A 23,685-nucleotide genomic window follows, 5' to 3' on the forward strand; every position below is an offset into this window, starting at 1 on the left:
TGCCTGCCGGGAGGTTTGAATCCTCCTGGAGTCGTGGCCGGCAAACCGATGCTCCCGGTAACGACTCGTTCCTATCATTCGAACGAGGACGCCAACCATGTCAACGCAGTCGCCGGTTCCGGACAGTCAATCAATGGATCCGACTTCGGTCGCCAAGGCACTTTTCGCCGACAGCCCCAGTTTGCTCTCGGTCGCGACACCGCTGGTTCAGGGGGTGCTGGACGAGCACTATGGCCAATTCGATCTGTCGGCCGAGCGGGTCCGCCTCGCCGTGCCCTATTGGGTCCTGGCCCAGGGTATCGACGGAGCCCCGGCAGGGCATAACTATTACAGCCTCAGTGAGGTCATGGTCGAGCGCTTCGCCCTGCGGGTTCCGGTCTGGGGGGCTTCCAGGAGCTTGCGTCTGGAGACCCATAACCTGCTCTGGCGCGAGCAGCCACCGGCTGCGAAGAAACCCCTGGCGATCGATCTCGACGGGTTGCTCAAGCGCCTGGACCAGGCGGCGCGGTCACTGCTGCTCGAGCGCCTGAAACAGCAGCTGATCGAGCGTTGGAATCAATCGCCGGAGGGGCACGGGCCGAGCCGTTGGGCGCGGCTGGCGGCGGCGATCGGACGCTTGCTCGTGCCGGGGCAGACGCCTGGCCGCACAGGGCTTCCTGACCTGAGTCGCCTGCCGTTCTACATGGGCTACTCGCCTGGCGATGCGCCCGACGAAAGCCCGGCCCTGGATATTCGCGCCTTCGAGACCCGGGTCTTCAGCGTGGATGCCCAGGGGCGACGCTACCCGGAGTTGTTTCCGGTGATCGACTTCCTGCGTTATGAAGAGAGTTTGCAGCCATTGCCCTATCCGCTCTATTTTCATCCGGGCGAAGGCGGCCTGCGCCAGGGCAAGATGGACAGTGCCGAGCTGGTCGCGATGCTGATCGGCAGCCGGACCGCCGGGCGCAATCTGGAAATAAGGGAGTCGCTGGTCTGGCGCTGGAATGAACCCGCCGAAGTGATCGGTGACAGCCTGGCAAGAGGTTTGCTCGAATATCAATTGCAGGCGTTGAGCGCGACGCCTCCGGGCGACTGGGAGGCCAGGGCTCATCTTCAGCGTTGGGTGGACGACATTACCGATCCGGGCAAATGGTTCGCCGTGCCCGCCAGGACCTACGATGCCAGCCGTTTCCAGGTGCTCAGGCAAGAACGTTGTGGCCCGGCGGCCCTGGGGTTGACGAGCGAGTCGCTGCCGGACTGGCTGCTCGGTGCATCGGTTGCCGATCGTTCAAGCTACAGCGCTCTGCTGCGCGAACTGGCGCGCCAGCAGTGTGAGTCTGGAGGCCGGCATTTCCTCGAAGACATCGGCACCCTCAATGAATTTGCCGCGCGACGATTGCAGGAACTGATGCACCAGGACCATCCCACGGCCAGCGTCATCGACCCGAATGCAGTCAAGCTCAATATCGATAAACTCGACTACAGCACTACCCAGACCCTCGATCCGCAACAGGCGCAGGTCACGGTACCGGTCGACATGACCCTGGTGGAACTGGCGTTGGCCAACCTGGGGGGCATGCGCCATACCGGTATGCGGATTCGCATCGAAGTGCGCGGGTTGCCGGAGCCCGTCCCGCAATGGATGACGGCGGATTACCTGCGTGGCCTGGTGACCCGTGCGGACATCGGCCAGGCCTACCCGGACCTGCTCAAGGCGCATTTGATCACTGATGCCGCCGAGGCCAGGCGGCGCGAGGTATTGTTCGTCGCGCAGTGGCGGGTGCGTTTGCCGCTCCAGGCCCTGGAGTTGAAGATCAAGGGCGAGTCGGGGTTCAGCCTCGACGGCTTCCGTTACGTGCAGGCGCTGGTCCAGCCGGCGGGCCGGGGGCGGTTTGTCGATAGCGTGGAAATCGTCCTGCGGCCCCTGGCGTTCAAGGCCAGGGCCGACTGGCAGGCGGACGAGGTGCAGGCGATGTTCCTGATCGGTCCACGGGACATGAGCCGCGGCCCGCTGATTCTGTACCGCCCGTTGTTCCTGCAACAACCGTTGCGCCAATTCGAAACCCGCCAGGCGTTGCTCGCCGCGATCCGCCAGCCCGGCGATCTGCAGCGCGGCGTCTTGACCTGGATGACCGAAACGGCACGCCAGCGTTATGGCCACGGCGGCTTCGACGCGCCGCATATCGAGCAGTTCCTCGGTGGCGACGAGTTCGCCCCGGCACCGTCCAGGCCTGTCCCCGCGACGCTCGCCGAGGGCACTGTCGAAGGTGATTATCTGGCGGCGATCTTCACCGCCATGGTCAAGGCCCAGGTCGAGCAGGCCGACCGGCAGTCGGTGTCCAATGCCGAACAGCGCTGGGCGGACTGGAAGGAGGGCGCCTGGCGGGTGTTGCTGGGCATCACCCAGCTGCCGTTTGCCGGCCTGCTGCCTTATGTCGGGCGTCTGGTGGAGATGCTCGGCTGGCTGGTGATCCTGAAGATCGGCCACGACGATCTGCGGGCGCTGGACAGCGACAATCGGGCGGAACAGTCGGCGGGGGCGGCGGACCTGTTGTTCAATCTTGCGGCCCTGCTGCTGCACTATCGCGCCGCTTCCGCCCCCGGCGAGACCGAGGTGCCGCCGTTGCCCAGGCTCGAGCCGCCGCGTGAGCAGGTATTGCCCGCGCCGACCATCGCGCGGGCGCCCGACTTGCCCCGTGCCGAACTGAGTGGGTGGTCGATGTCCGGTTGGCCAATCCCCGATTCGCTGATGAGGCGGGTTCGCGCCTATCGTTTGCGCCCGTTTGACAAGCCGGTATCGGCCTTGGCCGAACTGGGCCGCGTGGCGGACTCGGGGGCGGCTCGGGGATTGGTCCATATCGAGGATGCCGGCAAGGGCAAATGGTGCGCCTTGATCCAGGGCGATCTTTACGAAGTGGCCTGGGAGGCCGACGAAGAGGGCATCCGAGTCGTCGACGAGCACGGCAATGCCGGACCCTGGGTGCGCAGCGACGAGCAGGGGCGCTGGAGCCTGGATATGCGTTTGCGCGGTGGCAGTCCGCCCAAGCGGGCCCAGGCCGGTGGATCGCAAAACCTCGTCGAGGCGCGCGAGACACTGATAGCACTCAACCAGCAGACCAAGGATAGCGCGCCGTTGATCAACAACAGTGTCAAGCGCTGGAGGCTGGCGACCGAGGGCGAGACGGCCAAGCGGATCACTTATGAGCGTCGAACCGAACTGCTTGGCGAGATGACCGCCTTGCTGGAGGAAAACCTGCAGAACTATCGCCAACAAATGGACCTGAGCAAGAAGTTGATGGCCGATACCCGGCTGATCAAGGCCGTGCGGCCCTTTCAGATCAATGCGCTGGACAATGGGGTGAACGGACTGCAGACCTTGCTCCATGCCCAGCAAACCTGGTTGTTGGAGAGACTGGGTATGCCCTATTCGAGGGCTTCCCAACTGCCTGAGGCAGAGCAGCTGGCGCCGGCTTTGGTTCAGGCCGAGTGGGAGCGTGATGCCGCGGCCACGGACAAGGCGGTCGACTGGGCCCTTTTGCAGAAGGACTGGCTCGATCAACTGAGACAGATGCGCGATGGCCGGGAAAGTTATCAGCGGTTGATCAAAACGGTCGGCTGGGGCTCCATCGAAGTGGAAGTCCGCGCCTGGAAGATTGCACAGTTGAAGAACCGTTTTGCCCTGGGCGAGCTGACGCCCGAGCATCTCGGGCAGGAAATGTTTGAGGACATCTGGGATCAGATCCAACGGTCGTATGTGTCCTATTACTCCTCCCTCGATGCCCTTGATGAGGTCAAATTGTTGGCCGGCGAGCGTATCGAGCTGCTGGAGTCGGTGGTCGAGCAATCCAGTGATCTTCAGGAAAAACTCGAGTTCTATCTGGCGACGCTGGTCAGTCGTCGCCTGCCTACGGAAAAACTCGACCAGGTGCTCGCGGCACTGAAGGCACTCGGGCAGGAGACCCGGGAAGATCTGCGCCAGTTGCTGGGCCAGGATGATTGGGAGCTGCCGCCCCTGCCGGTTGCTGGCCCATCGGCGAAAAAGACCACGAGAAAAGTCATCCGTACGCGCCACCGACAGCTGTTGTCCGGTGAAGTCCAGGCACCGGCATCGGCGGATGGCGAAGAGACCGTGCAGATCAGCGATGTCTATGGGCAGGTGATCGAAACCTACCGGCAAAATACCGCCGATGGCCTCTGGGAGGCGGTCGTCGCCCCGGACAAACCGGCCAAACCCGCAGTGATCAGGCCCGAGGTCGGACTGGAAAAGCGGGTGTCGAGCGCACGCCAGTTGCTCAATGACGAAGCCTCGGCGATCGATCGGGTCATGCGCCAGGCCGTGCGCTCCAATGCGCCGAGGGCGCAGGAGGACATCCTGCGCTTGCAGGCCGAGGCGATGGAGCACCAGGCCACGGAGATCGACAAGCTCCTCGGCGTGGCGCAAACACCGCCGCGCAACCCGGAGCGGGTCAGGAATGCCCAGGCGGTGGCGCAACAACTGCGTGACGCGGTACCGAGACTGCGGGCCTCCGGGCAGTACGCACGGATCCTCGCGATCAAGGCCAACCCGCCGGAAATGCCGCGTATCGACTACCTGTTGGGACTGGGCGAAGTGAGCATTCGCAAGGAAGGCGAGCGGGTCCCGCTCGGCAAGAATGACTTCCTGCAGGAGTATGCGCTGCTCGACAAGGACGGCAAGCCGCTGTGGTACGCGCACTTTCACTACCCGAGCCTGTCGGCACTCGACTCGGCTTTCGAGGCCGCCCACTTGAAAACTGCCGAGCAGCGCAAGCTCGGCGGCAAATACCAGTCGCTGGAGCAGGAAAAGGCCTTCAAGAAGATCCAGACGGGGAAGGGCGGCAATGCCAACCTGGCGTTGCAGATCTATCGCAGCCGGATCGACCTGGCCGCGGCTCAACAGCATTTTTTTCCGGGTTCCCGTTAGTCCCGGTGATCGAGCCGGGTGATGCGGTATACCCGGCTACCGCTTGAGGGTTTCGGGGTTCTTGTTAGCTGGTCGCTTTCCCACATCAAGGATTGCGACCTCATGACCTCCCCGCCGACCTCGCTGGAGACTTCACTTCAACACTATCGAAACACTGCCCGCGGGCTCTTCGCCGCTCGACCGACCCTGTCGTCGGTGCTGCGCTCGCTGGTGCAGGCGGCGCTGGACCAGCACGCTCCCGACCTCAGGGTCCAGGGACAACCGATCAAGGCTGAAAGCCTTTGGCTGGGAGAGCGGGAGCCGGCCTCCGGCTATCGATACAGCGGCTTGTCCGAAGTCTTGTGGCGCCGTTTCAGCGAGGGCCGGAGTCCGCGTTATGACGCTCCCGATTCGAGACTGGTGAGCCGGGGGCCCGGCTCGCGGGTCGATGTGCCCGTCTCGACGGTGGATCTGAAACGGCTGGGCGCGACGCTCGATCAGTGGGGCGATGCCCTGCTCGAAGTGTTCAAGGCGCAACTGGTCGCGTTCTGGAATGAACCGGTGCCCGACTGGGCGGGCAAGGTGCCGGGATCGGACGCCTGGGTGCCTGGCTGGGATCGGCACATGCCGGAGATTCCCAGCCGTTGCGCGGCGCTCTCGAACCTGCTGTTCGTTTCGATGTACGGTGCAGGAAACCTGCCCAATAGCCTGGCGCTCCAGGCCAACCAGTTGCTGCCCAAGGCGCTGGTCAGCGAAGACCAGTCGATACGTGACAGCCTGCTGGGCAAGAATGTCCTGGCGACTTATCTGTTATATGCCAAGGGCCGTCGGGAACGGTTTGCGGTCATGCCCGTCGCAGTGGTCTTCGCCCGCCAGTTATCAGCGTCGGACTTTGCCTATTTCCTGCTCCGTCCAGGCCATGACGTGCAGCGCTTGCAGCCTGTCGATGAACTCTGGACGCTGTTGCGTGGGCAACTGCCGGATCCGGGGAAGGTCGAACTGATCCCCTCGCAACTGAATGTCTTCGACAACCTGGCCGGGGCCTTGCTGGAAAACCAGTTGCGCGCGCTGGAGCGTTTGCCGCGCGGCGTTACGCAGGGAACTGGCGAATCCTGGTCGGCGCGAGTCGAGCGGATCACCGATCCGGGAGGTTGGTTCGCTGCGCCCGCACCCGCGCCGCTCACCCCTCTGCAACGGCGGGTGCGCGAGACGGCGCCGCTGTGGCTGCTGAACGCCGCGGACGCGGACCGGCGCGGTTATGCCGGGCTGTTATCGAGCCTGGTTACGGCGCTGGGCAAGTCATCGTCCCACAGTATTTTCGACGAGGTGGCTTCGCTGTCGCGCTATAGCCGGCAGGCGCTGAGGGAGGCCATGGCGCGGCGGCATCCGCAGATGCCGGCGATCCGCATGCAGGACATCCTGCTGACGCTTGAGAAGTACCGGCGCAAGCCACTGTTGCCGGACGTGCTGGGTGAGTTCGAGGAGGTCCGGCTGACGCTGCCCGAACTGGCGCTGGAAAACCTCGATGACTTTCGTTTCGGCGCGACGCGGATGCGTGTCCGGCTCGCCACTGATGTCCCGCTACCGGATTGGATGACGGCCGGCTACCTGCTGGAACTGATCAGCGAGGTGGATATCGGTGCCGGCTACCCGGCCTACTTGCGGCAGCGGCTGTTGGACGATACGCGTTATGCGGTGTTCCGCCAGCAACGTTTTTTCCACCAGATCCAGGCCCAACTGCCCCTCGCGGCACTGGAACTCAAGCTCCGTGGCGAGCAGGGGATGACCGAGAGGGGTTATCGGTTGGTCCGGGCGGTGTTGGCCGTTGACGCCCGTGAGCGCCAGGTCGATGGTCTGCCGATCGTGCTCCGGCCGCTGGCCTTTCAGGCCAGTCCCGACGCGAGCCCGGACAAGGCGGCGGGCATGTTTCTTATCGAGCCCCGGGACACCAGCCGTGGGCCGCATCTGCTTTACCGGCCGCTGTTCGACCCGCCCCTGAGCGAACATGTCAGCCGGCCGGCGCTGCTGGAGGCGATCGGGCAATCGGGGGCATTGCAGGACAGTGTGCTGGCCTGGCTCGCCGCCAATCGACGCGCGGTGTATGCCAACGGCGGATTCCGTCAGCCCCATCTCGCCTCGGTCCTGCCGGGTGATGAAGCCGCGCCGTTGTCGGCACCACCGGCACCGGCAACCCTGGGCAGCGAGGAGGTCAGCGAGGACTATGTCCACCATCTGTTTCATGCCTGCATCAATGCGGTGATCCGCCAGGCCGACATGCAGTTGTTGTCGAACGCGGAAAAACGCTGGGCGCGTTTGAAGGACAGCGGCTGGCAACTGTTCAGTTCACTGCTGATGTTTGCCAGCGGCCCGTTGACCCAGGCCAGTTGGCTGATCCTGCTCTACCGGGGTGTTCGCCAGGATCTGCCGGGGTTGCTGGGTGACGACGAGGAGGCCCGGGCCCAGGCCTGGGCCGATATGCTGAGCAACCTGGCGGCGGTGCTCTTGCATGAGGTGACAGCGGGCGAACGCGAACCGTTGCCGGAGTCGGCGGATCAGCGCGAGCCCCTGGCGAGCGAGGGGGAGGTGTCGCTTGAGCGGATGACAGCGCCTCTGGCGGCCGATGATTCACCGCCACTGCCTTTCGACTTGTCCTGGTCGAATCCGCGCCGGGCCCTGTCGGCGGCCTCGCGCAAAGCCCTGGAGAAATTCAGCGTCAGGGTCTTCGACACGCCACCGCGACTCGATAGCCTCGGTTCGGTCTCGGCAAGCGGTCCGAACAAGGGACTGGTGCATCTCGGCGGCCCCGGGGACAGAGACTGGCACGTGCTGATCGAGAAGGCCCTGTATCGGGTTGCGTGGAGCGATGACGGTCCTCGTGTGGTCGATGGTTCGGGAGCCCCGGGGCCGTTTCTGGACCGCGATGAGCAAGGTCGCTGGCGCTTCGATCTGCGCCTGCGCCTGCGCGGTGGCAGCGGCCGTGAAACCGTGCAGGCGCGCCTGCAGCGCAAGCTGCGCGACCGGGCCAGCGCGCTGCACGGGCAGATGACGCAGGCCTCGGCGCGGATCGGCGTCCTGCTCAACGAGGCCGAAATACTCTGCAGGCGACTTGAGACCATGAGCGAGGGCAAGACCGCGAAGAACTTCAGCGCCCGGCAACGCAGCGACAAGCGCCGTGAATACCTGGGCAAGCTGGAGGGCTTGCAGCTTGCCCTCGAAGACAAGATTCGCCTTATCAAGGAATACAATGACAATCGCCAGGTGGTACCGCAGCCGCGAATGCTGGTCACTGCCCTGGCCGACAGCGTGCGCAATTGCCGGACGTTGTTGACCGTGTCCCTGGCGGTGGGACGCGAAGGCAGCCTGAGTGCTCGGGAGATCAACGAGCTGATCGCCGCTGACTCGGATGCCCGATATGCCCAGGTCGTCGCCAACCTGAAGAACAATGTCGATATCACTGACAAGCAGATCCTCTGGAGCACCCGGGAATATGCCGCGCTCGATGAGTTGCGCACGCTTCCCGAGCCGGGGCCGGCGCAAGCCGCTGCACTGGAGCAGGCCGTGCCGCAACCGTTCACGCCGTTGGACTGGCAGGCGGTGCAACTGCCGACCCTGCTGGCCTTGACCCTGGACGAACTGCCCTTGCAGATCACATTGCAGCTGGAAGATCAGATCTTCTCGGCGATCAAGCAGAGTGCCGAGCAGACCCGGTACGTGACCAACACGATCAATCGCCTGAGTGCCGAAGATCCGCGCCAGGACCGCATCGATGCCTTGCTGACGGCGGTCAATCGTTACGACGAGACCCACGACCTGCTGAATTACTTGCGGGGCCTGATGCCGCAACAGCGTCTGCTCGAATACGCCACGCGCCTGTCGGGGCTGCTGGCGCAGTTGCGTGAAGGGGCGCTGAGCCGACTGTTCGACTTGTGGGAGGACAGTGCGCCGGCTGAACCCGAACCGGTGCCCAAGCCTGGCCCGGTCCCGGTGGCTGGCGGTACGCGGAAGAAGTTTATCCGGACCCGCAACCGCGAGGTGTTTGTCGGCCGGGTCCGCGAGCGCACGCCCGAGCAGGAGGATGAAATCGTCGAAATCACCGATCCCAACGGCGAACTGGTGTCGGCCTTCAAGGAGAACAAGGAAGATGCCCAGGACAGGTTCTGGGAGGAAGTGAAGGCCGAGCCGGCGCCGGCACAACCAAGCCCGCGCAAGGTCGGCCTGTCCAGGCTGGTGACCCAGGGACAGGCCGGGCTTGGTGGCGTCGAAGCGTTGATTCGACAAGTCATGGCATTGACCGGAACCTCCAAGGACCCGCGCGATCTACAAGGTATCCTGGAGTTGAAGGCGCAGAAACTGAACACCCTGGCCGACGACATCCAACAGGCCCTCAGTGAGGGTAGCGGCACATCGGCGCATGCTAAAACCGCTCAGGCGCTCAAGGACAGCCTGCGCCAGGAAGCTGCCCGGCTGATCGGCGAAGGGCGTCAGGCGCGTATCGCCGCGATCAAGCGCAATGCGCCGCAGTTGGCGCGTCTGCAGTACCTGAAAGAACAGGACCAGGTGGATATTCACCGCGCCGGCGAACGACAGGCGCAAGAACAGGGCGATTTCCTGCAAGAGTATGTGATCAGCCACAAGGATGGCCGCCCCCTGTGGTACGCGCATTTCCACTACCCGGCGGCCACCACGGCGGATCCCGGGTTTGTCAGCGCGCACTTGAAGACCCTCGCGCAACGGCGCCTGGGCAGCAAGGCCCAGGCCACGGCCCGGCAGCGCGCGGCGGCGCGGATCGAAGCCGGGCAGGGTGGCCGGGCGCAGTTGACACTGGATATCCACCGGGGCCGGATTCTCGACCGGAGCGTGGCCCAGGCGCTGTTTTTCAATACTGGCGAAGTGGATACGGCCGCTTGAAAACAGATCGCTTGGCGTCTGCAATGAGCGTCTCGGCCGATATCCAGACAGACATCCGTCTGCCGCTGGGCTAAGGTGTGTCAGAGCTTTTTCATCGATATCGGGAGTACCCTGCATGCAACTGGGAATCATCGGACTGGGCCGCATGGGCGGCAATATCGCGCGGCGCCTGATGCTTGATGGCCATCAGACAGTGGTGTATGACCGCAATAGCGACTTTGTCGCGGCCCTGGGCAAGGAGGGCGCCAATGGCGTCGCCGACCTGTCGGCACTGGTAGCCGGCCTGGACAAGCCGCGTGCGGTCTGGGTGATGCTGCCGGCCGGTGCGCCGACCGAGGACACCATCACCGAGTTGAGCAAATTGCTGGAAGCCGGTGATGTGATCATCGACGGCGGCAACACCTTCTACAAGGACGATATCCGTCGCGGCCAGGAGCTGGCGCAAAAGGGCATCGACTATATCGACGTCGGCACTTCCGGCGGGGTCTGGGGCCTGGAACGCGGTTACTGCATGATGATCGGCGGTGACGCCAAGGTCGTCGAACGCCTCGATCCGCTGTTCGCCAGCCTGGCTCCCGGGCTCGGCAGCATTCCCCGCACCCGCGACCGGGTCAGCACCGACGACCGCGCCGAGCGTGGTTATATCCATGCCGGCCCACCGGGCTCCGGGCACTTCGTCAAGATGATCCACAACGGTATCGAGTACGGCATGATGCAGGCCTTCGCCGAGGGCTTCGATATCCTCAAGACCAAGAACTCGCCGAGCCTGCCCGAGGACCAGCGTTTCGACCTGAACCTGGGGGATATCGCCGAAGTCTGGCGGCGCGGCAGCGTGGTTTCGTCCTGGCTGCTGGACCTGACCGCCGACGCCCTGGCCACTGATCCGAAACTCGACGGTTACAGCGGCGCGGTGGCCGACAGCGGCGAAGGGCGCTGGACCATCGAGGCGGCCATGGAACAAGCGGTGCCGGTACCGGTGCTGTCCAACTCGCTGTTTGCCCGCTTCCGTTCCCGCCAGCAAAGCACCTATGGTGACAAACTGCTGTCGGCGATGCGTTTCGGCTTCGGCGGCCACGTGGAGACACCGAAAAAATGAATGCCACCCGGACAAAACGCAAGGTTGAGCCGGCACCGCCGACCACCCTGTTTCTCTTTGGCGCCCACGGTGACCTGGTCAAGCGCCTGTTGATGCCGGCGCTCTACAACCTGACGCGCGATGGTCTGGTGGGCGACAACCTGCATATCGTCGGGGTCGATCACAACGCCATCAGCGACGCCGATTTCGCCAAGAAACTCGAGGACTTCAGTCGCGCCGAAGTCGCCGCGAAAACCGGGGAAGGCGCGGAGACAGCGCTGGACGCCGGGCTCTGGAGCAAGCTGGCGAAGAACATCAGCTACGTCCAGGGCGACTTTCTCGACGACTCGACTTACGCCGCCCTGGCCGAGAAGATCGCCGCCAGCGGCACCGGCAACGCGGTGTTCTACCTGGCGACCGCGCCACGTTTCTTCAGCGAAGTGGCGCGGCGGCTGGGTTCGTCGAAGCTGCTTGAGGAAACCCCCGAGGCGTTTCGCCGGGTGGTGATCGAGAAGCCCTTCGGTTCCGATCTCGCCACCGCCGAAGCCTTGAACGTCTGCCTGCTCAAGGTGATGAGCGAGAAGCAGATCTATCGCATCGACCATTACCTGGGCAAGGAAACGGTCCAGAACATCCTGGTCAGCCGCTTCTCCAACGGCCTGTTCGAAGCGTTCTGGAACAACCATTACATCGACCACGTGCAGATCACCGCCGCGGAAACCGTCGGCGTCGAAACCCGTGGCAGTTTCTACGAACACACCGGCGCCCTGCGGGACATGGTACCCAATCACCTGTTCCAGTTGCTGGCGATGGTTGCGATGGAACCGCCGGCGGCGTTCGGCGCAGACGCGGTGCGCGGTGAAAAGGCCAAGGTGGTCGGCGCGATCCGTCCCTGGACGGTCGAGGAGGCCCGGGCCAACTCGGTCCGTGGCCAGTACCGGGCCGGTGAGTCGGGCGGCAAGGCCTTGCCCGGTTACCGTGAAGAAAGCAACGTGGCGCCGGACAGCAACACCGAGACCTATGTCGCGCTCAAGGTGATGATCGACAACTGGCGCTGGGTCGGCGTGCCGTTCTATCTGCGCACCGGCAAGCGCATGAAAGTGCGCAATACGGAAATCGCCATCTGCTTCAAGCCGGCGCCGTATGCGCAGTTCCGTGACACCGACGTCGAGCGTCTGCAGCCGACCTACCTGAAGATCCAGATCCAGCCCAACGAAGGCATGTGGTTCGACCTGCTGGCCAAGCGTCCGGGGCCGGCGTTGGCGATGACCAATGTCGAGCTGGGTTTTGCCTACAAGGATTTCTTCGAGATGCAGCCGTCCACCGGCTATGAAACCCTGATCTACGATTGCCTGACCGGTGACCAGACGCTGTTCCAGCGCGCCGACAATATCGAGAACGGCTGGCGGGCAGTGCAGCCGTTCCTCGATGCCTGGCAGGAGGACAATCAGGTGCAGGGCTACAAGGCCGGGGAAAACGGCCCGCAAGCGGCTGACGAACTGCTGGGTCGTGATGGCCGTGTCTGGCACAGCCTCGAATGAAGGCTGTGGTGCAGTACCCGATTCGTTTGTTGCTCAGCGATATGGACGGCACCTTGTTGGGGTCTGATCACAGCCTCAGCCCGCGCACGGTCGAGGCCGTGCGGGCGTTGCGCGCGGCGGGGGTGTTTTTCAGCCTCGCCACCGGGCGCCCGCCGCGAGCCATGCGCGAGCAGATCGAGGCGCTGGGGGTGGATATTCCCACCGCCGCGTTCAATGGCGGCACGCTGGTCAATCCCGACGGCAGTTATCTGGTGACGCATTACATCCCCCGTGAGGCGGCGGTGACCACCCTGGAGTTGTTGTCGCGGCATGAGGAGGTCGAGGTCTGGGTGTTTGCCGACAACCATTGGCTGCTGCGTAATCCCCACGGCAGCATGGTCCCGCGGGAACAGCATGCCCTGGGTTATGCGCCGACGGTGGTGGAGGATTTCACCGCGTACCTGGACCGTATCGACAAGATCGTCGGTGCCAGTGGCAACGGGCAACTGCTGATCGATCTGGAAGCGGTGTTGCAACCGCTGGTGGCGGACCAGGCGCTGGCCAGTCGTTCGCAACGTTCCTACCTGGATATCACGGCGATGCAGGCGAACAAGGGCGAGGCGTTGCTGACGTTGGCGAAATACCTCGGCGTGCCCTTGGCGCAGACGGCGGCCATCGGCGATGGCGGCAACGACCCGGCGATGTTCCACCGGGCGGGGTTGGCGATTGCCATGGGGCAGGCGGAGGAGGTGGTCAAGCGCCAGGCCGATGTGGTGACCGGTAGCAACGACGAGGATGGCGCGGCGCAGGCCATCGAGCAATTTATTCTGGCCAGGCGATAGATCAGCTGTGGATGGCCGCCTCTGGCGGTTCGCGGGCAAGCACCGCTCCCACAATGTCCGAGCCGCTCCCGGTTTTGCGTACGACGAAAAACCAGTGGGAGCGGTGCTTGCCCGCGAACCGCCGCAGGCGGCCATTCCCCTCTGAACCGAAGAACTGCCCGGTCCTGCTTTTGGCACATCCGCTTCCTCCAGCCACGCCTGCCTGCTTGCTATAGTTCCAACCTTTCCAGTGCCCTGCCAAGGATGCCCTTCATGTCCGAATACCAAGCCTTCCAAGTCGAACTGGTAGACAACATCGCCCATGTGCGGATCAATCGCCCGGAAAAGATCAACTCGATGAACGCCGCCTTCTGGAGCGAAATCATCGAGATCTTCCAATGGATCGAGGACACCGACGCCGTGCGCGTGGTGGTCATCAGCGGCAACGGCAAACACTTCTCCTCCGGGATCGACCTGATGATGCTGGCCTCGGTGGCCAACGAACTGGGCAAGGATGTCGGCCGCAACGCCCGCCTGCTGCGGCGCAAGATCCAGGAGCTGCAAGCTTCCTTCAACGCCGTCGACAACTGCCGCAAGCCGGTCCTGGCGGCGATCCAGGGTTATTGCCTGGGCGGTGCCGTCGACCTGATCGCCGCCTGCGACATGCGCTACTGCGCCGAGGACGTGCAGTTCTCCATCAAGGAAGTGGATATCGGCATGGCCGCCGATGTCGGCACTCTGCAACGTTTGCCGCGTATCATCGGCGACGGCATGCTGCGTGAGCTGGCTTACACCGGTCGTCAGTTCGGGGCCGACGAAGCGATCCGCATCGGCCTGGTCAATCGCGTCTACCCCGATCATGCCGGGTTGCTCGACGGCGTGATGGCGATCGCCCGGGAAATTGCCGGCAAGTCACCGATTGCCGTCACCGGGACCAAGGCGATGATCAGCTACATGCGCGATCATCGGATCGATGACGGGCTGGAATACGTTGCCACCTGGAACGCCGCCATGTTGCAATCCACTGACTTGCGCGTCGCCATCGCCGCGCACATGAGCAAGCAGAAAGCCGAATTCCCTGATTGACGCCTAGGACTCCCCGATGACTCAACGCTGGACAACCGCTGTACTGGATATCGAGCAGGCCGGTGGCTGGGCCGTGGTGCACAGCCCCGCCGGTTTTCTGCTGGACGACAACGGGGTGCTGTTTCCCCGTGAGTGGCTCAAGCGCCAGGACCTGTCGCTGTTGGCCGAGCACGGCATCGGGCATCTGGACGGCGAGCCGGTCTACCTGCTGGAGCTGAAGTCCGGCTTCGAACTGCCGGGCGGTCGTTGGCAGGGCCTGCGGGCATTCATGCTCGAGGGCGATCACACGATCTACCGCATGCTCGGTTATGCCGCGCAGATCGGCACCTGGGCGCGCGAACACCGTTTCTGCGGCAGCTGCGGCCAGGCCATGACCCAGGTGCATCTGGAGCGGGCGATGTTCTGCCAGTCCTGCGACCTGCGCAGCTACCCGCGGATCTCGCCGAGCATGATCGTGCTGGTGACCCGCGGTGACGAAGTGCTGCTGGCCCGTTCGCCGCGTTTTGTCCCCGGGGTCTACAGCACCCTGGCCGGTTTCGCCGAGCCCGGTGAGTCGGCGGAAGAATGCCTGATTCGCGAAGTGCGCGAGGAAGTGCAGGTCGAGGTGAAGAACATCGAGTACATGGGCAGCCAGTGCTGGCCGTTCCCGCACTCGATGATGCTGGGTTTTCACGCCGAGTATGCCGGTGGCGATATCGTCCCGCAGGCGGATGAAATCGAGGATGCGCAATGGTTCAGCATCCACAATATGCCGCCGTTGCCGGCTTCGCGCTCGATTGCCCGCTACCTGATCGACCTGTACCTGGCCAAGCGCCTGGGGTATGCGGAACCGGTGCTGCCGGTCTAGGCTACGCTGAACCAGTGTTGCCAGGCCAGGCGCACGGTCAGGCCGAGGACCACGGTGATAAACACCGGGCGGATAAATTTCGCGCCGCCACTGATGGCGGTGCGCGCGCCGAAGAAGGCGCCGACCATCACCGACACGCCCATGCACAGGCCGATCACCCAGTCCACCTGGCCGGAAAACACGAACACCGACAACGCGGCGGCATTGCTGACGAAGTTCAGGCTGCGCGCCACGCCGCTGGCCTTGACCAGGTCGATGGGGTAGAGCAGCAGGCTGCTGACGGTCCAGAAGGCGCCGGTACCGGGGCCGGCCACGCCGTCGTAGAAACCCAGGCCGAGGCCCTGGGGCAATTGCCATTTCTTCCTGATCGGCGCGTTGCTGTCCAATGGCGCCTTGGGCGTGCCGCCGAACAACAGGTACAGGCCACAGGCGAAGACGATCACCGGGAGCATCTTGTTCAGCCATTCGGCCGGCATGAAGTGCGCGGTCACGGCGCCGATCAGCGCGCCGATGAAGGTGCCGAGGATCGCCAGTTTCCATTGCCCCGGCTGAAACAGCTTGCGCCGATAGAAGGTGAAACCGGCGGTGGCCGAGCCGAAGGTCGAACTGAGCTTGTTGGTACCCAGCACCAGGTGCGGCGGTAGCCCCGCGGTGAGCAGGGCCGGGGTGGTCAGCAGGCCGCCGCCGCCGGCAATGGCGTCGATGAATCCGGCGATAAAGGCAACAACGGTGAGAATGGCGAGGGTGGTCAGGTCTACGCTGAGATCGAAGGGCATGGGGTCGGCTTACTGTCGGCAAGTGGCGCGGCAGGGCCGCGCTGAAAGGCCGCCATCTTACCTATTACCGAATGTTGCTGCGACCTTACTTGGCCTGCGGGCCGTTACCGATCTGCCAATCATAGGGCGGCTCAGTCCCGTTGATCACCCAGTCCCCGACAATCCTTGCCTTGTAGATCACCGGGTTGTGCGACGACACCGTGCGTGCGTTACGCCAGTGTCGATCCAGCGCTTTGCCCTGGCGGACATCCGAGGCCCCCAGGGCATTGAACAATTCGCTGGTGGCCCGCTGGATCAACTCGGACACCACCACCTGGGCCGTGGCCGATTCGATTTCCGCGTCCACATTGGCTTGCCGTTCAACCTCGGCGTCAGCGCCAAAGCGGGCAATATAGGCCCGTTGCGCCGGCTGTGCGGCCCGCACCGCACTGGCTTCGGCGGCATAGACCAGGGCCGCGACTTCGCCCACCACCTGTTGCACCTGGGCATCCCCACTGACATGGGGGGCATTGCCGTGGCTGTAGATCCGCTTGCGCGCGCGTACCTGATGTTCCACATCCTTCAACGCCGCCCGGCCGATTCCTGCCAGGGTCGCCAGCAACACCAACTGATAGAACGCGGTCTGGTATTTGAACCGTGTGGCGAAGTCGATCACATGCCCGGCTTCCACCGGGGCATCGATAAACCGCGAGGTCCCGCTGCCGGTGGTGCGTTGGCCGAAACCATCCCAGTCGTCGCTGTGTTCGACCCCCGGTTGGCGTGCGCGCACGGCGGCGATCACATTGCCGCCGGTGTCGCTGCGGCGGGCGTAGACGTCGATCCAGTCGGCAAAAATGCTCCCGGTGCTGTAGAACTTCTCGCCATTGAGGCGCCAGTGTTCGCCATCCGGGGTGACTTTGGTGCCGACATCGCCAATCACCACGTTGCCGATTTCGGTCCAGGCGCAGCCGACGATATCGCCGTCGACGAAGCGCTTGAACCACAGGTCGCGATTCGGCCCGGGCGCGGCATTCAAGCGGTCCTCGGCAAAGGCGAAATGCCCGCGCAGGGCCTGGGGCACATTGGAGTCGGCCTCGGCCAGTTCGATCAGCAGTTGGAACAGCTGGGGCAGGGAAGCGCCGCCGCCACCATATTCCAGCGGTACCCGCACGGCGCCGAAGCCGGCCTGCTTGAGCCACTGGATCGGCTCGTGGGGCAGGTTGCGCGATTGTTCCCGTTCCAGCGCTCCGGCGGCGATGCGGGCGAAGATCGGCCGAAAGCGTTCGGCCAGGGATTCGTAGTCGACGCCAAGGGACAGCGGGTTGATCACCTGGTGTTCGGTCATGGGACAGCTCCTTGAGGGCAGAGAAAGAGGGACTTGCCAGGGGCGGTTGCACGGTCCATGCCGAGGGCGAGGAGCCCGGCGGGGCGGGTGTTTGTCGGGGCCGGCTGGGGACAACTGTTGCCTGGCGAACAGTGCATCAGCAAATCGTCCCGCCACGCCACAAATCTGCGGTCTGCACCGTCCCTTGCAGGAGCCGGCTTGCTGGCGATGGGGCCCGTGAGCCTTGCATCGTCTGATCGGCCGTCATCGCCAGCAAGCCGGCTCCTACAGGGGATTGCGGCAAGCCTGCTATCAGCGCCGCGAGGAAGGTTCCCGGTCACTGGCACGCTTGCTGCTCTGACCCTCTGACATTCCCTGGTCCGAGGTTCAACGCCATGAGTCAGCAAGCCGTAAAATTCGCCTACTGGGTGCCCAATGTCAGTGGCGGCCTGGTGGTCAGCAAGATCGAACAGCGCACCAGCTGGGACATCGACTACAACCGCAAGCTGGCGCAATTGGCGGAGGCGGCGGGGTTCGAGTACGGCCTGACCCAGATCCGTTTCACCGCCGGCTACGGGGCCGAGTACCAGCATGAGTCGGTTGCCTTCAGCCATGCCCTGCTGGCCGCCACCAGCAAACTGAAAGTGATCGCCGCGATCCTGCCCGGCCCCTGGCAGCCGGCGTTGGCGGCCAAGCAACTGGCAACCATCGATCAGCTCACCGGAGGCCGGATCGCCGTCAATATCGTCAGCGGCTGGTTCCGCGGCGAGTTCCACGCCATCGGTGAACACTGGCTGGAGCATGACGAACGTTATCGCCGTTCCGAAGAGTTCATCCGTGCGCTGAAAGGCATCTGGACCGAGGAGCAGTTCACCTTCAAGGGCGATTTCTACCGCTTCAATGACTACAGCCTCAAACCCAAGCCCCTCAGCCAACCACACCCGGAGATCTTCCAGGGCGGCAGCTCCCGGGCGGCGCGGGATATGGCCGCGCGGGTCTCGGATTGGTATTTCACCAACGGCAACACGCCCGAAGGGATCAAGGCCCAGGTCGATGATATCCGCGCCAAGGCGGCCGCCAACGGCCACTCGGTGAAAGTCGGGGTGAACGCCTTTGTCATCGCCCGCGACACCGAGGAAGAGGCCCGTTCGGTGCTGGCGGAAATCATCGACAAGGCCGATCCCGAGGCCGTCGGCGCGTTTGGCGATGCGGCGAAACAGGCGGGCAAGTCGTCGCCGGAAGGCGAGGGCAACTGGGCCAAGTCCAGCTTCGAGGACCTGGTGCAGTACAACGACGGCTTCAAGACCAACCTGATCGGTACGCCGCAGCAGATCGCCGAGCGGATCGTCGCCTTGAAAGCCGTGGGCGTGGACCTGGTGCTGGCGGGGTTCCTGCACTTCCAGGAAGAGGTGGAGTACTTCGGCAAACGGGTGTTGCCGCTGGTGCGCGAGCTGGAAGCGAAGAAGGTCGGGCGGACGGAAGAGGCACTGGCCTGAGGTCTCGATCCAGGTGTTCACCCAGCAACAGTGAAGCCGCATTGTGCTCGTCAGCGTGCGCTCGCTGTTGCTTGGGAAACTCCATAACCCAATGAAAATAAACAAATAATAATTCAGGCACAGAAGCTGCAATGACTCAGGTAACACTATTCGCCCGAGAGCGTTCCATGTCGTCCCTGCCTGAATCTGCCGTCTACCCGATCCATTCCCCCAATGCCCATCTGATCCGTGACGAGCACGAAGCGCTCGCGGTTGCCCACAGCGTCGCCGCTTATCTGCTGGAGCACGACGCCGAACGTGATCGCACCCGTCAGGTGCCCGCCGAAGTGGTGGATCGTTATTCCAACAGTGGCCTCTGGGGCATCAGCGTGCCCCGTGAATTCGGCGGCGCCCAGGTCTCCTATGCGGTGTTGGCCGAAGTGATCGCGATCATCTCGGCAGCCGATCCGTCCCTGGGCCAGATCCCGCAGAATCATTACTGCCTGCTGGAAGATATCCGCTTGCAGGGCACTCCCGAGCAGCAAGCGCATTTCTTCGCCCTGGCCTTGCAGGGTCATCGGTTTGCCAATGCCCTGTCGGAAACCGGCGGCAAGCATGTCCAGGACATCCAGGCGACGATCCGTCGTCACGGTGACGGGCATGTGATCAACGGTCGCAAGGGCTACTGCACCGGCTCGTTGTACGCCCACTGGCTGGCGGTACTGGCCCTGGATGAAGAGCAGAAAGGCCAACTGGCGTTTGTCCCGCGGGGTACTCCGGGGCTGGTGATCGTCGATGACTGGGACAGCATCGGCCAGCGCACCACTTCCAGCGGAACGGTGCTGGCGCAGGATCTGAAGGTGTCGGCCTTCAACCTGTTCCCCACGTATCGCTCCTACGAAAGCCCGACCCTGGCCGGGCCTTTCGCCCAACTGACCACCGCCGCCATCGACGCCGGCATCGCCCGGGCGGCCCTGCGTGACACCGTGGCTTTTGTGCGCGAACACGCCCGTCCGTGGATCGATGCCGGGGTGGAAAAGGCCAGTGAAGACCCGCTGACCATCATTCAGGTCGGCGGCCTGGAGATCCGTCTCGAAGCCGCCGAAGCCTTGCTCGAACGGGCCGGCAAAGCCCTGGATGCCGCGCGCCCGGCTCCCGATGAAGACAACGTCGCGCGGGCCTCGCTGGCGGTGGCCAAGGCCAAGGTGTTGACCACCGAGATCGCCATCGAGGCCAGCAACAAACTCTTCGAACTGGGTGGCACCCGCTCGACCTTGAAAAAGCACAACTTCGACCGTCACTGGCGCAATGCCCGGGTCCACACCCTGCACGACCCGGTGCGCTGGAAGTATCACGTGGTTGGCAACTGGCTGCTCAACGGCATCAAGCCACCGCGTCACGACTGGTCCTGAGCCCATGGCTGAATTGCTGAAAAACATCTACTGGGCGGACATCGCCCAGGCCTGCCTCGATACCCTGAGCATGCTCGCCGCGGCCCTGGGTTTCACCGTATTGCTGGGCTTGCCCCTGGGCGTGCTGCTGTTTCTCACCGGCAAGCGCCAGTTGCATGAAACCCTGCTGGTGTACCGCAGCCTGTCGGTGCTGGTGAATATCCTGCGTTCGCTGCCGTTCATCATCCTGCTGATCGTGCTGATTCCCCTGACCACCTTGCTGGTGGGCACGTCCCTCGGTGTGCCGGGGACCATCCCGCCGTTGGTGGTGGGCTGCACGCCGTTTTTCGCCCGGTTGGTGGAAACCGCCTTGCGCGAAGTCGACCGCGGCGTGGTCGAGGCGACCCAGGCCATGGGCGCCAGCACCTGGCAGGTGATCCGCCACACCCTGTTGCCCGAAGCCCGTGCGGGTCTGCTGGCGGCGGTGACGGTGACCGCCATCGTGCTGGTGGACTACACCGCCATGGCCGGGGTGATCGGCGGTGGCGGGCTCGGGGACCTGGCGATCCGCTACGGCTACCAGCGTTTCCAGACCGATGTGATGGTGGTCACCGTGATCCTGCTGCTGGTCCTGGTCCAGGGCCTGCAAATGACCGGTGATCGCCTGGTGGCCCGCTACAGCCATCGTTGAATTCATTACCCATAACCCTGAACAACCCTGGCCCAACGTCCGCCACACGCCGGCCCCTTTTGCCTCTCTGGAGCACAGCATGAAAAAGACCCTGGCCATCCTGGCTGCCCTGATGTCCCTGGCGGTTCACGCCAATGAAAAACTGATTGTCGGCGCCACCCCGGTGCCCCACGCGGAGATCCTCGAGTTCGTCAAACCGGAACTGGCCAAGGAAGGCGTGGACCTGGAGATCAAGGTGTTCAATGACTTTATCCAGCCCAACCAGCAGCTGGCGTTGAAGAACCTGGACGCCAACTACTACCAGTACCGACCGTTCCTCGATGACTACAACAAGACCCGCCACACCAACCTGGTGCCGGTGGTCGGCGTGCATATCGAGCCGTTCGGCGCTTACTCGACCAAGATCAAGAATATTTCCGAACTGAAGGACGGCGCCTCGGTGTCGATTCCCAATGACCCGGTTAATACCGGACGGGCCCTGGTGCTGCTGCACGAAGCCGGTTTGATCAAGCTGAAGGACCCGAGCAATACCCTGGCGACCCAGCACGATATCGTCGAGAACCCCAAGCACCTGAAGATCCGCGAACTGGAAGGGGCGATGCTGGCCCGTTCGGTGAGCCAGGTGGATCTGGCGTTCGTGTTTGCCAACTATGCGCTGGAAGCCGGGATCGACACCCATAGCGCGCTGATCGTCGAGAAGGGCAAGGACCTGTACGTCGAGTTCCTGGTGGCACGGCCGGACAATATCAATGACCCACGTATCCAGAAACTGGCCAAGGCGCTGAATTCCGATGCGGTGCGGCAATTTATCCTGACCCGCTACAAGGGCCAGATCGCCCCGGGGTTCTGAGCCACGGACAGGCTCACCGCGGCTCCAGCAGCCGCGCGCCTGTCCCATGGGCACCCAGCATATCGCCATAGTTGCGTAGCGGGCAGTTCTCCATCGACAGGCAGCCACAGCCGATACAGCCATTGAGCTTGTCCCGCAGGCGGGTCAACTGGGCGATGCGTTCGTCCAGTCCGGTCTTCCAGTTTTCCGATAAGCGCCTCCAGTCCTCGGCCGTAGGCGTACGGCCTTCGGGCAGGCTCTGCAAGGCCTGGTGAATCTCCGCCAACGGAATGCCCAGGCGCTGGGCGACCTTGATCAGGGATACCCGGCGCAACACCTCGCGCGGATAACGACGCTGGTTACCGGCATTGCGATAACTCTGGATCAACCCTTTGGTTTCATAGAAGTGCAGGGCGGTCACCGCCACGCCGCTGCGGGCTGCCAGTTGGCCGACCGTCAGGGCCTTGTCCGTGGGCAGGGGCTTTTGCGTTGCCATGGCGAGAAACCTCTTGACCTTGAGTTAACTGGAGGTTTTACCCTGCGTGGCCTCGGATCACAAGATCCTGTTCGACTTCCTGGGGAGCCTTTCATGCCGTCGACAGCGCAAAATCGCAGTTTTACCCAATTGATCCAGTTCGAGATCGAGCCCGGACAACTCGAGGCGCTGGTGCTTGCCCTGGCCGGACAGACCGAGCGGTTGGCCCGGGTCGAGGGCGGTTTTATCAGCGGCACGGTGCAGGCCAGCGACGACGGCCGGCGCGTGCTCAACGCGTTGCAATGGCGTTCCAGGGAAGATGGCGAGGCGGCATTCGCCCGTTTCGAAAGCGGCGAAGAGGATTTCTGGGCACTGATCCGCGCCCACCACGCCAAGGCGGTGAGCTTCGATTCGTTCCAGGTGCTACGCAGCATCGAGCGCAGCCAGGACGACGCCTTGCAGTGTGCCCTGGTGGGCTAGATCGACAGTTGCAACATGCGGTCACCCTGGACGTTTTCGCCTGCACGGCGCTTGTTCACCGCCAGCTCGCCGATCTTGATCAGCCGCGTGCGTGTCACATTGCGGCTCAGGCCCAGCAGGCTGGCGGTGTGCACCTGGTTGTAGTGACTGAAGCGGTAGGCGGCACGCAGCAGCGCGTCCTCGACCTTTTCATGGAGTGCGCCGGCCTGCTCCTCGAAGAGTTTCTGGAAGGCCCGGTTGAGCAAGGCCTCGGCCGAGTCATCGAGGGCGCCACTGCTGTCGTCCTGGCGCTCGATGCGCAGGTTCGACAGACGCAGGTCGTCGCGCTCGATCACGCCGTCATGGCAGATCAGCAAGGTGTGGTGGATAACGTTTTCCAGCTCGCGGATATTGCCCGGCCAGCCGTAGCTCCTGAGTTTCTGTTCGGCACCGGGGCTGATGCGGATATCGCCATAACCCAGGCGCTGGCTGTAGCTCTCGATAAAGTGCCGGGTCAGCGGCAGGATGTCGCCGGGACGTTCGCGCAGGGGGCTGAGCTCCAGGCTGACGACGTTGAGGCGGTAGTACAGGTCCTCGCGAAAGTGCCCGGCGTTGATGGCTTTTTCCAGCTGCACGTTGGTGGCCGCCAGTACCCGCACATTGATCGGGATGCTTTTGCGCGAGCCCAGGCGCACCACTTCGCGCTCCTGCAGGACCCGCAACAGCTTGACCTGGATCGGCATCGGCAGGTCGCCGATCTCGTCGAGGAACAGGGTGCCGCCATCGGCCTCTTCGAACCAGCCGGCCTTGGCACTGAGGGCGCCGGTAAACGCGCCTTTTTCATGGCCGAACAGCTCGGCTTCCACCAGTGATTCGGAGAAGGCTCCGCAGTTGACCGCGACAAACGGGCGGTTACGGCGGGCGCTGAGGTTATGGATATGCCGGGCCACCAGTTCCTTGCCGGTGCCGGTTTCACCGATGATCAGCACGCTGGCTTCGCTCGGCGCGACCTGCTGCAGGTGGGCAAGCAAGGCCTGGGACTTGGGGTCTTCGAAGACCTGGGCGGTGGCGCGGATGGACGTGGCCAGGGCCGGCGAGGGCGGTAACGTTAGCAGCTGCATAGGCTTCT

16 protein-coding genes are annotated in these 23,685 nt (G+C 63.7%); 12 read left to right on the forward strand and 4 right to left on the reverse strand.

All coding sequences use genetic code 11. The features are described from left to right. Nucleotides 1–133 precede the first annotated feature (133 nt). From CWE01_RS28595 to nudC, 7 genes are all read left to right on the forward strand, one after another. Nucleotides 134–4,921, forward strand: coding sequence for a dermonecrotic toxin domain-containing protein (locus CWE01_RS28595; protein WP_100943925.1), 4,788 nt, complete (start codon nucleotides 134–136; stop codon nucleotides 4,919–4,921). A 102-nt stretch (nucleotides 4,922–5,023) separates the two neighbouring features. Further along, complete coding sequence (locus CWE01_RS28600) at nucleotides 5,024–9,808, forward strand: hypothetical protein (protein ID WP_100943926.1); 4,785 nt, start codon at nucleotides 5,024–5,026, stop codon at nucleotides 9,806–9,808. Nucleotides 9,809–9,923: 115 nt separating this feature from the next. Then, the gene (gene gnd / locus CWE01_RS28605; protein ID WP_100943927.1) at nucleotides 9,924–10,904 is read left to right on the forward strand and encodes a phosphogluconate dehydrogenase (NAD(+)-dependent, decarboxylating); all 981 of its coding nucleotides are present in this window, start codon (nucleotides 9,924–9,926) and stop codon (nucleotides 10,902–10,904) included. Beyond that, nucleotides 10,901–12,424 (forward strand): glucose-6-phosphate dehydrogenase, encoded by a 1,524-nt coding sequence (gene zwf / locus CWE01_RS28610; protein ID WP_100943928.1) that lies wholly within the window; start codon nucleotides 10,901–10,903, stop codon nucleotides 12,422–12,424. Before gnd ends, zwf begins: the two co-directional genes overlap by 4 nt. Then, entirely contained in the window at nucleotides 12,421–13,245 is an 825-nt protein-coding gene (locus tag CWE01_RS28615) for an HAD family hydrolase (RefSeq protein ID WP_100943929.1), read from the forward strand. Before zwf ends, CWE01_RS28615 begins: the two co-directional genes overlap by 4 nt. 252 nt (nucleotides 13,246–13,497) lie before the next feature. Further along, nucleotides 13,498–14,310 (forward strand): crotonase/enoyl-CoA hydratase family protein, encoded by an 813-nt coding sequence (locus tag CWE01_RS28620; RefSeq protein ID WP_100943930.1) that lies wholly within the window; start codon nucleotides 13,498–13,500, stop codon nucleotides 14,308–14,310. A 16-nt stretch (nucleotides 14,311–14,326) separates the two neighbouring features. Then, nucleotides 14,327–15,157: an NAD(+) diphosphatase gene (gene nudC, locus CWE01_RS28625; RefSeq protein WP_100943931.1), complete on the forward strand. Its 831-nt coding sequence runs from the start codon at nucleotides 14,327–14,329 to the stop codon at nucleotides 15,155–15,157. On the opposite strand, the gene CWE01_RS28630 is transcribed toward nudC, so the two are convergent. Together CWE01_RS28630 and CWE01_RS28635 are read right to left on the reverse strand one after the other, a co-directional pair. Continuing rightward, the gene (locus tag CWE01_RS28630; protein WP_100943932.1) at nucleotides 15,154–15,933 is read right to left on the reverse strand and encodes a TSUP family transporter; all 780 of its coding nucleotides are present in this window, start codon (nucleotides 15,931–15,933) and stop codon (nucleotides 15,154–15,156) included. The genes nudC and CWE01_RS28630 overlap by 4 nt on opposite strands. Nucleotides 15,934–16,018: 85 nt before the next feature. After that, nucleotides 16,019–17,257, reverse strand: coding sequence for an acyl-CoA dehydrogenase family protein (locus CWE01_RS28635; protein WP_100943933.1), 1,239 nt, complete (start codon nucleotides 17,255–17,257; stop codon nucleotides 16,019–16,021). A 374-nt stretch (nucleotides 17,258–17,631) separates the two neighbouring features. On the opposite strand from CWE01_RS28635, the gene sfnG reads away from it, so the two are divergent. The 4 genes from sfnG (at nucleotide 17,632) to CWE01_RS28655 (ending at nucleotide 21,643) form a co-directional block, all read left to right on the forward strand. Then, complete coding sequence (gene sfnG, locus CWE01_RS28640; protein WP_100943934.1) at nucleotides 17,632–18,732, forward strand: dimethylsulfone monooxygenase SfnG; 1,101 nt, start codon at nucleotides 17,632–17,634, stop codon at nucleotides 18,730–18,732. A gap of 167 nt (nucleotides 18,733–18,899) precedes the next feature. Next, nucleotides 18,900–20,123 (forward strand): SfnB family sulfur acquisition oxidoreductase, encoded by a 1,224-nt coding sequence (locus tag CWE01_RS28645; RefSeq protein ID WP_100943935.1) that lies wholly within the window; start codon nucleotides 18,900–18,902, stop codon nucleotides 20,121–20,123. Between the two features lie 4 nt (nucleotides 20,124–20,127). Continuing rightward, nucleotides 20,128–20,793 (forward strand): methionine ABC transporter permease, encoded by a 666-nt coding sequence (locus CWE01_RS28650; protein ID WP_100943936.1) that lies wholly within the window; start codon nucleotides 20,128–20,130, stop codon nucleotides 20,791–20,793. A gap of 79 nt (nucleotides 20,794–20,872) precedes the next feature. Beyond that, complete coding sequence (locus tag CWE01_RS28655; protein ID WP_100943937.1) at nucleotides 20,873–21,643, forward strand: MetQ/NlpA family ABC transporter substrate-binding protein; 771 nt, start codon at nucleotides 20,873–20,875, stop codon at nucleotides 21,641–21,643. A gap of 13 nt (nucleotides 21,644–21,656) precedes the next feature. Here CWE01_RS28655 and soxR read toward each other — a convergent pair whose 3' ends face one another. Further along, nucleotides 21,657–22,118, reverse strand: coding sequence for a redox-sensitive transcriptional activator SoxR (soxR, locus tag CWE01_RS28660; protein ID WP_100943938.1), 462 nt, complete (start codon nucleotides 22,116–22,118; stop codon nucleotides 21,657–21,659). A 93-nt stretch (nucleotides 22,119–22,211) separates the two neighbouring features. Here soxR and CWE01_RS28665 point away from each other — a divergent pair, with 93 nt between their 5' ends. Continuing rightward, complete coding sequence (locus CWE01_RS28665) at nucleotides 22,212–22,577, forward strand: antibiotic biosynthesis monooxygenase (RefSeq protein WP_100943939.1); 366 nt, start codon at nucleotides 22,212–22,214, stop codon at nucleotides 22,575–22,577. Here the strand turns inward: CWE01_RS28665 and CWE01_RS28670 are convergent. Beyond that, nucleotides 22,574–23,677 carry a sigma-54-dependent Fis family transcriptional regulator gene (locus CWE01_RS28670; protein ID WP_100943940.1) on the reverse strand — a complete coding sequence of 368 codons (1,104 nt, stop codon included), beginning with the start codon at nucleotides 23,675–23,677 and terminating at the stop codon, nucleotides 22,574–22,576. The genes CWE01_RS28665 and CWE01_RS28670 overlap by 4 nt on opposite strands. Nucleotides 23,678–23,685: the final 8 nt, after the last annotated feature.

The sequence above is a fragment of the Pseudomonas sp. QS1027 genome, assembly GCF_002814235.1.
GTDB lineage: Bacteria > Pseudomonadota > Gammaproteobacteria > Pseudomonadales > Pseudomonadaceae > Aquipseudomonas.

What these genes read in the sequence shown, in the direction of transcription:
- CWE01_RS28615 (WP_100943929.1), top strand. Translation starts at nt 12,421, where the DNA reads ATGAAGGCTGTGGTGCAGTACCCGATTCGTTTGTTGCTCAGCGATATG.
- CWE01_RS28635 (WP_100943933.1), bottom strand. Translation starts at nt 17,257, where the DNA reads ATGACCGAACACCAGGTGATCAACCCGCTGTCCCTTGGCGTCGACTAC.
- zwf (WP_100943928.1), top strand. Translation starts at nt 10,901, where the DNA reads ATGAATGCCACCCGGACAAAACGCAAGGTTGAGCCGGCACCGCCGACC.
- sfnG (WP_100943934.1), top strand. Translation starts at nt 17,632, where the DNA reads ATGAGTCAGCAAGCCGTAAAATTCGCCTACTGGGTGCCCAATGTCAGT.
- CWE01_RS28655 (WP_100943937.1), top strand. Translation starts at nt 20,873, where the DNA reads ATGAAAAAGACCCTGGCCATCCTGGCTGCCCTGATGTCCCTGGCGGTT.
- CWE01_RS28595 (WP_100943925.1), top strand. Translation starts at nt 134, where the DNA reads ATGGATCCGACTTCGGTCGCCAAGGCACTTTTCGCCGACAGCCCCAGT.
- CWE01_RS28665 (WP_100943939.1), top strand. Translation starts at nt 22,212, where the DNA reads ATGCCGTCGACAGCGCAAAATCGCAGTTTTACCCAATTGATCCAGTTC.
- nudC (WP_100943931.1), top strand. Translation starts at nt 14,327, where the DNA reads ATGACTCAACGCTGGACAACCGCTGTACTGGATATCGAGCAGGCCGGT.
- CWE01_RS28645 (WP_100943935.1), top strand. Translation starts at nt 18,900, where the DNA reads ATGTCGTCCCTGCCTGAATCTGCCGTCTACCCGATCCATTCCCCCAAT.
- soxR (WP_100943938.1), bottom strand. Translation starts at nt 22,118, where the DNA reads ATGGCAACGCAAAAGCCCCTGCCCACGGACAAGGCCCTGACGGTCGGC.
- CWE01_RS28630 (WP_100943932.1), bottom strand. Translation starts at nt 15,933, where the DNA reads ATGCCCTTCGATCTCAGCGTAGACCTGACCACCCTCGCCATTCTCACC.
- CWE01_RS28620 (WP_100943930.1), top strand. Translation starts at nt 13,498, where the DNA reads ATGTCCGAATACCAAGCCTTCCAAGTCGAACTGGTAGACAACATCGCC.
- CWE01_RS28670 (WP_100943940.1), bottom strand. Translation starts at nt 23,677, where the DNA reads ATGCAGCTGCTAACGTTACCGCCCTCGCCGGCCCTGGCCACGTCCATC.
- CWE01_RS28600 (WP_100943926.1), top strand. Translation starts at nt 5,024, where the DNA reads ATGACCTCCCCGCCGACCTCGCTGGAGACTTCACTTCAACACTATCGA.
- gnd (WP_100943927.1), top strand. Translation starts at nt 9,924, where the DNA reads ATGCAACTGGGAATCATCGGACTGGGCCGCATGGGCGGCAATATCGCG.
- CWE01_RS28650 (WP_100943936.1), top strand. Translation starts at nt 20,128, where the DNA reads ATGGCTGAATTGCTGAAAAACATCTACTGGGCGGACATCGCCCAGGCC.